At 57.5% G+C, this 12,598-nt stretch carries 8 protein-coding genes; 4 read left to right on the top strand and 4 right to left on the bottom strand.

The genetic code is table 11. From position 1 onward, the window contains the following. Positions 1-41: 41 nt before the first annotated feature. Positions 42-1,382, bottom strand: a complete 1,341-nt coding sequence (locus GNG27_RS11555; protein ID WP_142489454.1) for a glycoside hydrolase family 10 protein — start codon at positions 1,380-1,382, stop codon at positions 42-44. A 215-nt stretch (positions 1,383-1,597) separates the two neighbouring features. On the opposite strand from GNG27_RS11555, the gene GNG27_RS11550 reads away from it, so the two are divergent. Together GNG27_RS11550 and GNG27_RS11545 are read left to right on the top strand one after the other, a co-directional pair. Continuing rightward, positions 1,598-2,983, top strand: coding sequence for a cytochrome ubiquinol oxidase subunit I (locus GNG27_RS11550; RefSeq protein WP_156263763.1), 1,386 nt, complete (start codon positions 1,598-1,600; stop codon positions 2,981-2,983). Continuing rightward, complete coding sequence (locus GNG27_RS11545) at positions 2,976-3,959, top strand: cytochrome d ubiquinol oxidase subunit II (protein WP_156263762.1); 984 nt, start codon at positions 2,976-2,978, stop codon at positions 3,957-3,959. The genes GNG27_RS11550 and GNG27_RS11545 overlap by 8 nt, the downstream gene beginning before the upstream one ends. Positions 3,960-3,962: 3 nt before the next feature. Here the strand turns inward: GNG27_RS11545 and iaaH are convergent, their stop codons facing one another. The 3 genes from iaaH to GNG27_RS11530 all read right to left on the bottom strand — a co-directional run bounded on the left by iaaH (position 3,963) and on the right by GNG27_RS11530 (position 10,213). Then, a complete protein-coding gene (iaaH, locus tag GNG27_RS11540) occupies positions 3,963-5,402 on the bottom strand; it encodes an indoleacetamide hydrolase (protein WP_156263761.1) in 1,440 nt (479 codons plus the stop codon). Between the two features lie 80 nt (positions 5,403-5,482). Beyond that, complete coding sequence (locus GNG27_RS11535) at positions 5,483-6,187, bottom strand: LuxR C-terminal-related transcriptional regulator (protein ID WP_156263760.1); 705 nt, start codon at positions 6,185-6,187, stop codon at positions 5,483-5,485. 225 nt (positions 6,188-6,412) lie between these two features. Further along, entirely contained in the window at positions 6,413-10,213 is a 3,801-nt protein-coding gene (locus GNG27_RS11530) for an NAD(P)-binding protein (RefSeq protein WP_156263759.1), read from the bottom strand. Positions 10,214-11,019: 806 nt separating this feature from the next. Here GNG27_RS11530 and GNG27_RS11525 point away from each other — a divergent pair. Both GNG27_RS11525 and GNG27_RS11520 read left to right on the top strand, forming a co-directional pair. Beyond that, entirely contained in the window at positions 11,020-11,271 is a 252-nt protein-coding gene (locus GNG27_RS11525) for a helix-turn-helix domain-containing protein (RefSeq protein ID WP_142489448.1), read from the top strand. Between the two features lie 3 nt (positions 11,272-11,274). Beyond that, on the top strand, positions 11,275-12,594 hold the full coding sequence (locus GNG27_RS11520; RefSeq protein ID WP_156263758.1) for a type II toxin-antitoxin system HipA family toxin: 1,320 nt from the start codon (positions 11,275-11,277) through the stop codon (positions 12,592-12,594). Positions 12,595-12,598: the final 4 nt, after the last annotated feature.

Below are 12,598 nucleotides of genomic sequence, written 5' to 3'. Positions count from 1 at the left end.
CACAGCTGACCCTCTTAATGGTTTTCAGCTGGGGGCAAAGGCTACGACCCCCAACGCGTTCGCAGATAACGCACCGCCTCCTGCGCCTGGGGCTGATTGAGGTTGTTCTCCCGGAACAGGATCGTACCGTCAATCTGCGGCTCGGATTCGTTCAGATCCAGCTGTTTTTTCAGCTCCGGCACGCCGCCTTGCACCGTCCAGTCGGGCTCTTTGCTTGAGGGCTCGCCCACCTTATACAAGGCGACGCCAATATAGAGCCGGGTATGGGTAGGTTTCACCACCTGAGCCCACCATTTCGCCAGCACGTCATAGCGCGCCGCATCCCGGGAAAACGGCCAGTAGATCTGCGGGGCGATGTAGTCCAGCAGCCCCTGCTGCACCCAGCGACGGGTATCGGCAAAGGATTCGTCGTAGGCCGCTGCGCCCCGGGTGTCGGACCCGGCCGGATCGTGGGAGCGATTACGCCAGACGCCAGCCGGACTCACGCCAAACTCGACGTTGGGGTTGATCTGCTTGATGGTGCGTGACACCTGCGTAATCAGCTGCTGGGTATTGTCGCGCCGCCAGTCGGCTTTCGAGTCAAATCCCTGACCGTACTGGCGGTACGTCTGGCTGTCGTTCAGCGCCGAGCCTGCGGACTCGGCATAGAAGTAGTCATCGAACTGCACGCCGTCCACCGGATAGCGCGACACCACTTCGGCCACGATGCTGGTGATCCAGTCCCGGGCTTCCGGAATGCCGGGGTCGAGGACATAGCGATCTCCCGCGGTGCGGATCCACTCCCGATGCAGAACAAACACGCTCGGCGGATGGAGCGACAGGGTACGGTTCAGCTCCGCGACCGTGCCGGGCCGGGTGTTGGTTGAGACGCGGTAAGGGTTAAACCAGGCGTGAACCTTCATCCCGCGCTTGTGTGCTTCATCGAGCATAAACTGCAGCGGGTCGTAGCCGGGATCTTCCCCGATTTTGCCGGTCAGCATATCCGACCACGGCAATATCTTTGATGGCCACAGGGCGGTGCCGTCCGGTTTGACCTGGAAAAACACGGTGTTGATCCCGAGACTTTTCAAATTATCCAGCTTATCGGTCAGGGTCTTTTGCTGCATGGCGATCCGCGATGCAGCAGGGCGACCATTCACCGACGCCTGCGGCGGCCAGTCGAGACGAGAGACGGTCGCCAGCCAGACACCGCGCACCGGCTCATGGCGTGCACTTTTATCCGGCAGCGGATGTTTAGCCACCGGCGGTAGCGGAGTGACCAGCGATTTAGGTGGTGTAGAGCTGCAACTGACCAGTAACAGCGCCCAGGCGATAAGGGCACCAGAGCGTTTAAGGTGGGTGGCAAGCTGAGAAGGACGTGAGCAGGCGATGATAGACTCCATTTCTACAGTGTTTCGCCGGGAACATTTATTGTCGTTCTATTCATGGGTAAGTCAATTCTTAACAATGATTGTAATTCCCCACTTTCTTCGTACGCCTTCCCATCGATTGCTTACACTTTATCGAGATAAATCTACACAAGAGGGGCTATGCGACAGACAGCATCTCATCTCTGGATCCTGTTGACCGGCTTACTGGGCATCCTTGTGGGGCGACATTGAGTCCGGAGACCACACTTCTGCTGGCGCGCAGTCAGTTCGCCTTTACCATCAGCTTTCATATTGTGCTGGCGGCGTTTACCCTCGGGCTGGCGCAGCTCTTGATGGTGCTGGAGGGGCTCTGGCTGTGGCGTAAGCAGCCCGTCTGGCTCGGTCTCTGGCGCTACTGGAGTAAGGTGTTCGCCCTGAACGTGGCGGTAGGGATCGTGACCGGAGTAGTGATGGAGTTCTCGTTCGGTACCAACTGGAGCGGGCTGGCGAGTCGTACCGGCGCGGTGCTGGGGCCGATGCTCTATATGGAAGTGCTGGTGGCCTTCTTTCTGGAAGCGGGCTTCATGGGGGTGATGCTGTTCGGGATGAATAAGGTGCGGCCGTGGATCCACTTTATGGCGACCTGCATTGTGGCGCTCGGTTCGGTGTTTAGCGCTTTCTGGATCCTCGCCGCTAACTCCTGGATGCAAACCCCGGACGGGTATCTGATTGGTGCCGATGGTCGCTTCCGGCCCGTTGACTGGTGGGCGGTGATTATCAATCCCTCTTTCCCGTGGCGGATGGCGCATATGGTTGTGGCCGCCATTCTCGGTACCGCCTGTCTGGTCGGGGCCTGTGGCGCATGGCATCTGCTGCGCGATTCCCAGCATCCGGCGGCCCGGCATATGTTTTCTATCGCGATGTGGACCTTGCTGATAATGGCGCCGCTGCAGGTGGTGCTGGGGGACCTGCATGGAGAGAATACCCGGGATCGTCAGCCGGTGAAGCTGGCCGCCATGGAAGGTAGCTGGGATCCCCCTCCGCCCGGACATGGCGAGCCGATGCGGCTCTTTGCGCTGCCGGATATGGCAGAGCGTCGCAATCATTATGAGCTGGCCATTCCTGATATCGGCTCCCTTTACCTGCGGCATAACCTGCAAGGGACGATCCACAGTCTTAATCAGTATCCTCCTGATGAACTGCCCTGGGTGCCGCTGGTGTTCTGGGCCTTTCGCATCATGGTGGGACTGGGTCTGCTGATGGTGTTTACCGCTATCACCGGACTCGTTGCGCGTCTGCGCGGGCGATTATGGCAGGCGCGGCGGCTCCAGCGTCTGATGGTGGTTATGGCACCCGCCGGCTTTTTTGCCATGCTGGCGGGGTGGATGGTGACCGAAGCCGGGCGGCAACCCTGGACGGTCTACGGTCTGGTTCGTACCTCAGAGAGTATTTCGCCCGTTGCTCCGCATTTTGTACTCGGCTCATTAATTCTGATCGGCACGATTTACCTGGCGCTGTTCGGGCTGGGGCTGTGGTTTTTGCTGCGCCTGCTCGCCAGGCCGCCCACGGAGGACGAAGAAGGGGCTGAGCCCGATGTCGCCCGGCGGACGGGGAAAGGAGAAACCGATGCATGAGTTGATGGGATTACCGCTGTTACAAATCCTGTCAGCGGCATCGCTGGTGGTAAGCCTGTGGATCTACGTTCTGCTGGACGGAACGGACCTCGGCGCCGGGATACTCTGCGCCTTTCAGCGCGACGAGGCCTCCCGGCATAAGATCACTATTTCATTACTCCCCATCTGGGATGGGAACGAGACCTGGCTGGTGCTGGCGGCGGGAAGCCTCTTCGGGCTGTTTCCCCTTGCGTACGCCATTATTCTGAGCGCCCTGTATGTGCCGGTCTTTATCCTGGTGCTGGCACTGGTAGTGCGTGGAATGGCGATTGAGTTTCGGCATTATGCCCCACGTCTGTTTGATACGCTGCTGGTGGCGGGGTCGCTGCTGGCTACCCTGGCCCAGGGGGTGATTGTCGGGAGTCTGATCCAGACGATCCCCAACGACGGTCAGCAGTTTACCGGTACCGGCTGGGAGTGGTTTAGCCCATTTCCGCTCTTTTGCGCACTGTCGCTGGTGGTGTTTTATTGCCTGATGGGCGAGGGATGGCTGATCTGGCGGGGAACCGGAGTACTGTTGCATCGGGCGAGGCGGGCGCTCCCCTGGCTGGCGACGATCGCGCTGTTGCTGATGGCCGGGCTACTATTCTGGACCATGCAATTACAGGAGACCTGGCGTTTGCATCTGCAGAATTTCACGATCTGGCTGCCGTTTGCCGGGGCGGTGCTGGCGGGCGAGGGACTGGTGTGGTTCGGCCTAAAGGGCGGGGATCATTTTCTGCCGTTGGCCGGGATCCTGGTGCTGGTGAGTAGCGGCTTCGGCGCGCTGGTGTTTACGCTGTATCCGTGGATAGTCCCGGCGTCGATAACCCTTCATCAGGCGGCCGCGCCACCGGAGACCCAACGTTTTCTGCTGATAAGCTTTGCGCTGCTGGCTCCGGTGACGCTGCTGTACAACACCTGGGGGTTCAGGCTGTTTAGCGGGAAAATTCGCTAATCGTTACTGCGCCAGGATCTGCTCCAGCGTGGCACCTATCGCCAGAATTTGCGCATCACTCCCCGGCAAACCGTCTATCTCCAGCCCTACCGGCAACCGGCTGGTGGCGCCCACCCCGACCGGCAGGGTCAGCCCCGGCAGGCGGGCATTGCTTCCCGGATCCACATTGCGGATCAAGCGGGCAAAGTTTTCCGCGGAACTCACCTCATCATTCGCCAGCGGGGCGACGACCGGCGAAGTGGGGAAGATTAACCCGTCGAGCTGGTGGTCGTGGAAGGTCCGTTCATAGAGGGCGATCAGACGCCCGATCCCCTGCGAAACTGCCTGTTGGTATAGTGGCGTCAGCGGAACCAGATTGCCGTCATTATCCGGGATCACCCCCGGGACAATGACGTGCTCAAAGATGGCGCGCACATCCGGGCTGGCGATGTGCTGCACGATATCCTGCAGGGTCAACCGGGTGTCATGCGCCTGGAGATAATCAATCAGATCGTGCTTACCTTCATGCATCACCACCGGGAAGGAGACGGCGGCATTGGCCTCTTCAAGCCCGGGCATCTCGACGGCAACCAGCGTGACTCCCGCATCGCGCAGCCTGGCGAGCGCGGCGTGGGCCTGCTGGCTGACCTCTTCATCCAACGCCTGCCAGAACCAGGGCGCAATTCCGAGACGAATGGTCCGGGCGGGTTTAGGGAGTAACACCTCGCCACCGGCCATCAGGCTGTCGAGCAGGGCAATATCCGCCACGTTGCGGGCCATCGGGCCCGCGGTATCCCGGGTGTGGGAGAGGGGGGTGATCCCCGCCTGGGAATAGCGCCCGGTGGTGGGACGAAAACCGACGCAGCCATTCAGGGCGCAGGGCTGGCGCACCGACGCCCCGGTATCGGTGCCGATGGCTACCGGTGCCATTCCGGCGGCAACGGCTACCGCGCTGCCCGACGAAGACCCGCCCGCAATACGGCTGACGTCATGGGCGTTGCGCACGCCCTTTATCGCAGGCGTGTGATACGCCGCGTTATAGCCGGTGACGCCAAAGGCCAGCTCATGCATGTTGCATTTGCCAATAATAATGGCGCCCGCATCGATAAGACGTTGGATCACCGGGGCGGTCGTTTTGGGTACAAAATTTTTCAGGGCTGGCGTCCCGGCCGTATTAGGCAAACCGGCGACGTGAATATTGTCTTTCACCGCGACGGGAACACCGCCCAGCGGCAAGGGGGCACCGCCGTCGGCGAGGTGTTTATCCCAGGCCTTTGCCTGCGCCAGCGCCTGTTCGGCATTCACCGTAATAAAGGCGTTAAGGTGATCCTGGGTTTCGATGCGGGCCAGGCAGGCGCGAACCAGCGCTTCGCTCGACACTTTTCGTTCACTGATGAGCTGTGCCGCGTCGGCGGCGGTGAGGGTATCCAGTTGTGCAGGGTTTGCGGGTGTTGTTATTTTCATGGGCTGTTTCCGGACAGTGGGTATCCGCAACATTTAGGCAAATCAGCCCTCCGCGCGCCATCCTCAGGATTGAGGAGGCGTTAATGCCTGAGCCGCGAGGCCAGCTCCGTGCGGTTGGCGCAGTCGAGCTTTTTCAGGGCGTGATTCAGATGGGTGCGGACGGTGGTGAAGCTGATGTTCAGCAGGCGGGCGACCTCTTTATCGCCCAGACCTTTGCAGACCAGGCTGACCACCTCCTGCTCCCGGGCGGTTAACGACGGGGACTCTTCATTTTTCGGTAAGGCTCTGGCAAACCAGGGTTCCAGCAACTGCAACAGTGCGATTTCGCGCTGCCCGAACGGCGGGGCGTCTTTGGCCCGCCAGATGCGCAGATCGCCCACGTCGTCACCATCACGTAAAAAATAGACATTAACGCCGTGGTGCATGCCGCAGGGTTTCAGGAACTCATGGTAAAAGGGCGTTTTGAACAACTCGCGGGCAGGCATCACCTCATCCACCAGGGTTGGATGCTGTTTTGCGCGCAGAAGCGGGGTGATGGGATCGATGTATTGCCAGGTACTGGCATGCTCACGCATTGCTTTTTCAGCAATGTTCCAGCTGACGCCGTGGCGCGAGGTCCTGGAGGCAGAGGACCAGATGCAGGATGCCGCAAAATCGGCCTGCAACAGGGCGCAGACATTTTCCAGCGTCTCCTGACGCAGGGCGCGGCTGCCCTGGCCCGAACCGAGTTGCCACAGGATGTGCGAGAACAGACGAAGCTCACTGGAGGTTAACGGGATCTCCATTCCTGATGTTCTCCCTGTGGGTTTGTGTCAGTGAGTGTAGAACAGGTCGGGCGCAGCGCCATAATTATATGTAGTTACAACATACAATAAACTTATTACACTAAGACACGTCAACATCGTGCCCGTTTATCTTCGCTTTACAGCATGCGGGAGTCCGCTCTGCGCCGTTTGCGAACAATACGTTAGCGCAAACGGCGTCGGCTGAACAGATTAATGATTTATATCTCAGGAAACAGAATGCCGGTAAGCCGATCCCCGGACTTTCTCAACGGCCACTTTCCCGGCGATAAACGCATGGTCCGAATTGTAGTATTCCCATTCGCTGTAGCGTCCGGCCAGGGTGATGCCGTGCAGCAACAGCCATTTGCGGATCGTCTCCACGTTCTCCTTGCGGCTCTGATCGTAGATCACGTAGGCGTAGGGGATATCGATTTGGTTGGCGGTGATAATCTCATCCTCTGCTGAAATAATTCCGGCTTCGATGCACTCCTTAATGCAGCGGTCGATCAGCGCCTGGCCGTCAACCGGCAACGGTTTATCCGGTGAGTAACTGATTTCACAGGTCAGGCCGCAGCTGCCCGCCGGGCTGCAGAAGGGGCTGGCGTTCCCCTGAACAAAAATGCGGTGAAATATTGTCTTACCGGCAAAGTAAATCCAGTGTTTGTCGGTCAGATTGTCACGGCCAACCCCCAGATTGACGCAGCGAACGGAGACGTGGCGCAGGCCTTTCGCTGCTTTGCGTACGTCAGGCGGCACTTCGTCGCCCATCAGGCGAATCAGCTCCGGCAGTACCAGAGTGCTGATCATATGTTCATAGCGATACTGCCGTCCGTCTGACAGCGCAACGATGTGCTGATTGGCATAGATTTTACTGACCTCGGCCCCGGTCTCTATCCGGCCTTTAATGTGCGGCAGAAAACCGTTCATCAGCGCCTGGAAGCCGCCCTGCAGCGGATAACCAAAGCGCGCATTGGGCCCCATCGGCTTTGAGGTCTCGTTCAGGGCGCCGTCGATAATTTGTTCCAGGTCGGGCAGGGGAACGCGGCCACCCAGCCAGGATGTCTCCATTTCCGACAGCGGCACCGTCCATAGCTTTTTATTGTAGGGAATAGCAAAATGCCGGGCGATCCCCTTGCCCCATGTCTCATAGATAAAGGCTTCAAAGCTGCCTTTTCGTGGCGTTTTCTCCGCTGGATCGGCGCTGATGTAGTCCGGCACCGCGCCATCGGCGCAGCAGTCGTGGTGCTGTTTCCCCTGGCCGGTTTTCTCGGCGCAGGTCGTCATGCTTTGCACACCCGAACCCGTTCCGTATCGCGCCTCGATGGCACCCAGAATACACTCTTTAACCACCGTGGCGGGCAACCCGTAAAGGGAGCCCTGGAAGGGGTAGCGGGTATAAACGCCCTCGGTATAGACCCAGGCTTCACGGATCTGCCAGTGGATATTGTCCCCCAGTAACGTTTTGTACAGCGCCAGCACCTCTTCGTCAGCGGAAAACATAATGTGGCCTGCATAATCGAAGGTAAAACCTTTGTCCTGAATGGAGCGACAGAGCCCGCCGACCGTGGCATTGCGCTCAAGCAACGTTGCCCCTTCGCCATAGTGATAGGCCGCGCTCAGCCCGGTTGGCCCGGCCCCGAGGATTAAACATTTCTGTGCTTCTGTGCGGGCCGCCTTCTGTGGGATCAGCCGTAAAACCGGCTCGGAAGCGGATTCGTCGGAGCTGCTATCCGCTGCGTTGACCGTCGCAGCCGAGGCATCCAGATAGCGTAAAAACGCGTTCTCAATCAACGCGTGCATGCTCTGCACGGTTTTATCCCAGGAGGTGCTGGCGACAATACGCTGCATCGTCTGCTGCTGCGCTTTTCGGGTGTCTTCCGGCAGCGCCAGCGCCTGTTCGCAGGCGGCAATAAAGGCTGTCTGGTCGTGGGCAACAGCCACAACGTGGCTATAGGGTTTTTCAACATCGGCAATGGCGGTACTGACCACCGGCAGCTGCGCGGCCATGTACTCGAGCACTTTTGTCGGGCTAATGAACCGCGTAGATTCATTCAGCGCGAACGGCATCAGGCACACATCCCAGCCGGCAAGGAACTGTGGCAGGGCCTGATAAGGCTGCATGCCGGGATAATGAATGTTGCTGCGTCTGGGCAGGGTAGCGGGATCGATCTTCACCACCGGGCCGACCATCACGATCTGCCACTCCGGATGTGAATCCGCGAGAGCCGCAATTAAAGATAAATCCATACGTTCATCAATAACGCCGTAATACCCGAGCCGTGGATGAGGGATCTCGTCCTGCAGCGGGTGATGATTCGCCCTATCCAGCGCCTGTTCGAAATGCACCGCATCGACGCTACTGGCAAAACAGTGAATATTCGGGTGACGGCCTTTCCTCGCTTCATACAGGCTGGGGCCACCGGTAAAGACAATATCCGCCCGGCTCAGCAGAGCTGACTCACGTTGCAACAGCTGGCGAGGGGCTTTCTCAAAGGCGGCAAGTTCATCCATGCAGTCATAGACCACGACCGCCGGAGTAAAGATCTTCAATAGCGGAAGCGCCATCGGCGTATAGAACCAGACCACCGGGGTTTCGTCCGGCTCCCGTAGCTCCGTCAGGAGCGTTTCCAGAAAGGCAATTTGCTCGTCGTGGAACCCGGCCGCCGTTGACGGGGTATGCGGCCGAACCACGGTGACGTTTGGGGCGGGCCGGGAGAGCTTCAGCTCCGGTTTCTCCGCTGAATAGAGCGGCTCCTCAATAAAGACAATGTGATAGTGCTGGGCAAGACGTGTCATCAGATGCTGTGGACGCTGAAAGACAAAGTCCCAGCGCAGGTGACTAAAAACATATATTTTTTTCATATCTGATACCTCTGTGCCGGTGCAGGTAAAGGCGCCTGATGGCTGTTGAAAACGTTTCAGCCGGAGCTGGGTTTGCTCAAGCGCGCGTGCGTAAAGGGTATTAAGATGTCGCTCTTTATCGGGCGTAATGTCCCACAAACCGCAGTGATGCCAGACAGCACAGTTTTCCCAGTCGGGGCGGTCAATAATGGGGTAAAGGCAGATCCCTGAGAGCTCAACGCCCGCCAGCTGTGCCTGAGCAACCTCAGAGGCGACATCGTTAATCCAGGCTCCACGCCCACTGCCGACATGGCTTGTTTCGGCAAGCAGAATAGGGCGGTGATAGCGTTCATAGAGTTCCTGCAACATTTCGTGTAATCGTCGTCGTCGCCGGTCGCCAAGATGCCAGGCGAGGCGCTGGTTGTTTCCCATCATCCACTGGTTGTCGTGGTAGTAATTGGCCCCGATCAGATCCAGGTAGCGTGGGTTACCGCCGAGCTCGGGCTCATGCCGTCCCGCTAGCATGTCCCACGCCTGGTACTGCGCCGTGCGCAACGCCTCGGTTTCCTGTTCGGTCGTGGGGTCGTCGTCGGGAGAAATCAGATGAATCAGAGGGTCACAATGCAGAATTCTGGCCCGGGGATCGGCAGCCCAGATGGCGTCGCAGGCGGCTATCGTGGCGCGAACCAGCTGCCGCTTGATCTGCATGCTTTCCATCTCTTGCGCAAGGGCGGCGGGAAACAGGCCCACGGCAATCCCCCAGGCGGTAAAGGAGATCTCGTTGACCGGGGAGTAGACCGGCGGCTTCTGATACCAGGGGCGCAAAAAGGCGGCCAGCGCGCCGCACAGCTGGGCGAAACGCGTCACAAATGCCTCAGAGAAAAAATCGACATCGTCTGGCCAGCCGTAATGGCAAATCGTCCAGCAGATCTGGATACCGTTCTCCTTTGCCGATGCCATTTTGGCCGCGACGGCGGTAAAGTCGTAACCCTCTGATGTATCGGTAAGTCGCCAGCCGACGCTCTCCCTCACCGTGGCGATGTGAAAAGGGCGGAGTGCCCTGTAATCATCGTAATGTCTGCTGTCATGACCCGTTTCGTGATCCATTGAAAGGGCATGCCCTTGCCGCGTAACAAAATCTGCACCTTCAAACCCCGCCTGCCAGAATGAACTAAAAATAGGCATCTCACTGCTCCCGATGGATAGTGTTTATCAATAAAAAAAACAAACCGGCATGGTATTAAAATGGGGAAATAAATAATCCCTTTTTACGGATCACAATACGGCAGAATAATCAGGTCCTCACTCATATTTACGTCACAATCATGCATGCTTATCCCCTCCACGTATTTTATTAAAGGCAGAACAGAGTCAAAAATAAACCACCCGGAAGTACCAGGTTTGTTTCAACATCCCTTGCAGAAATAAGCGCGAACCAGCTTTACCGCTGTCTTATCTTTAAATGATAGACGGGAACACTGATGAGGAGCAGGGTCTTTTCATCGACGCTCTGCTTCGTTATTAGAAAAGATGATTAAAATCATCGTGAGACAGGAGTGCTTTTTTTACAGTTAACGCTTCGGTTAAGCGAAATTATTTTTTATAGGCTGCATAAAGTCCCCGGGGCCGCTACGTTAGTTTTTTGCATATGCAGGGTTTGCTGGCTGTAATTAACGAACCGGTACGCGCCCTATATTTAATACATTTCTTTTTTAACGATCTCACGCGGAGTAAATATAAATTACGGCACATTTAATAATGAATAAATAACTCCGAATAATATATGTTATATGTAGTTACAACATACAATAGCCTTCTTTAACCCTATACCTCAGCATAGTGCTCGGTAACAAAGCCTTGCAGTTTGAAAAGGATGGTTTGAACGTTTTTATCCTTTTCAGGGGATAATTTGCACTTATCCCCTGGAGGGGTTATTCTCATTTTATCCCCTACAGGGGATTTTCTCAAAATATCCGCTATGAGGGATAATCATGAAGGTGACATCGGCAGACGCACTGGCGCAAGCCGTCCGGGATCAGCGTAAGGTCAATAAGTTAACCCAAACGGCGACGGCTGAACAGGTAGGTATTAAACAAACCACCGTATCGGATTTCGAGAACAAACCAGGCTCCACCAAGCTGGACACATTGTTCAAAATCCTCGCGGCGCTGGACCTGGAACTGCACGTGGTAAAACGCGGCGCCACGCTGCCGGACAATAACGCCTGGACGAAGGAGTGGTAAGCGATGCGCGCAAAACGTCTGACTGTCGCGATGAATGGCGATGTGATAGGCACGCTGCATCGTGATGGCAGCGGGGCGATGTCCTTTCAGTATGCCCCAGCGTGGCTGGCAGAGCCGGGTTCGCGAGCGATCTCGCTCTCTCTGCCGCTGCAACACGGCAGGATTAGCGGCGCGCCGGTCTTCAATTTCTTCAGCAATCTGCTGCCTGACTCTGAGGCGATTATTGCCCGCATGCAGGCCCGTTTTCAGGTGGAAACCACGCATCCCTTCGATCTGCTCGCCAGCGTTGGGCGTGACTGCGTCGGCGCCATTCAGCTCTATCCGCCGGGGCAGGAGATCCCCCCAGTAACGGATATCGTGGCCGAACCGCTGGATGACGATCAGATTGCCGCGCTGCTCGAGGGCTACCAGATGGCGCCGCTGGGGATGACAGAGGAGGGCGCCGATTTTCGCATTTCGCTGGCCGGGGCGCAGGAGAAAACGGCGCTGCTGTGGTATCAGGATCGCTGGCAACGGCCCCAGGGCAGCACCCCAACCAGCCATATCTTCAAGCTGCCGATCGGCAGAATAGAGCAAAACAATATCGACCTGAGCGAAAGCTGCGAAAACGAATGGCTCTGTTTACGTATCGCCAAAGCCTTTGGTTTCCCGGTCGCGCATGCCGACATGGCGCAGTTTGGCCGGAAAAAGGTGCTGATTATCGAGCGTTTCGATCGTCGATGGGCCCGCAGCGGCTGGCTGATGCGCTTGCCGCAGGAGGACTTTTGCCAGGCGCTGGGCGTGTCGCCAGCGCTGAAATATGAGTCTCACGGTGGCCCCGGGATTGCAGACGCCATGAAGCTGCTGCTTGGTTCTCGCCTGGCGGGGCAGGATCGCGAGATGTTCTTTAAAGCGCAGATCCTGTTCTGGATGCTGGCCGCCATCGATGGCCACGGTAAAAATTTTAGCCTGTTTATTGAGGCTGACTCCTCGTTTCGCATGGCCCCGCTGTATGACGTGATTTCCGCGTTTCCGCTGTTCGACGCCGGGGGGATCCCGCTCAAAAAGGCGAAGATGGCGATGGCGCTACAGGGAAAAAACCGACAGTACCATTTCGCGATGATCCTGCCGCGACACTTTATCAGCACCGCCGCCTTTGCGGGATTTTCGCAGGAGGCTGCCCGCCGTTTGATGACGGAGATGGCCGCGGTTACCGACGACGTTATCGCCACCGTCAGGGCAGAACTGCCGACGGATTTTCCGCTGCCGGTGAGCGAGGCTATTTTTCGCGGTTTAGCCCGCCAGGCGGCGCGGATAGGGCGATTCAATGAGTTAACCCCGTAATACA

It is taken from the genome of Leclercia sp. 119287, assembly GCF_009734485.1.
Lineage (GTDB): Bacteria > Pseudomonadota > Gammaproteobacteria > Enterobacterales > Enterobacteriaceae > Enterobacter > Enterobacter adecarboxylatus_C.
This window is presented reverse-complemented; position numbering and strand designations above follow the sequence as displayed.

Coding starts and splice junctions, on each gene's coding strand:
- GNG27_RS11545 (WP_156263762.1), top strand. CDS start 2,976: ATGCATGAGTTGATGGGATTACCGCTGTTACAAATCCTGTCAGCGGCA.
- GNG27_RS11555 (WP_142489454.1), bottom strand. CDS start 1,382: ATGGAGTCTATCATCGCCTGCTCACGTCCTTCTCAGCTTGCCACCCAC.
- GNG27_RS11525 (WP_142489448.1), top strand. CDS start 11,020: ATGAAGGTGACATCGGCAGACGCACTGGCGCAAGCCGTCCGGGATCAG.
- GNG27_RS11520 (WP_156263758.1), top strand. CDS start 11,275: ATGCGCGCAAAACGTCTGACTGTCGCGATGAATGGCGATGTGATAGGC.
- GNG27_RS11535 (WP_156263760.1), bottom strand. CDS start 6,187: ATGGAGATCCCGTTAACCTCCAGTGAGCTTCGTCTGTTCTCGCACATC.
- GNG27_RS11530 (WP_156263759.1), bottom strand. CDS start 10,213: ATGCCTATTTTTAGTTCATTCTGGCAGGCGGGGTTTGAAGGTGCAGAT.
- iaaH (WP_156263761.1), bottom strand. CDS start 5,402: ATGAAAATAACAACACCCGCAAACCCTGCACAACTGGATACCCTCACC.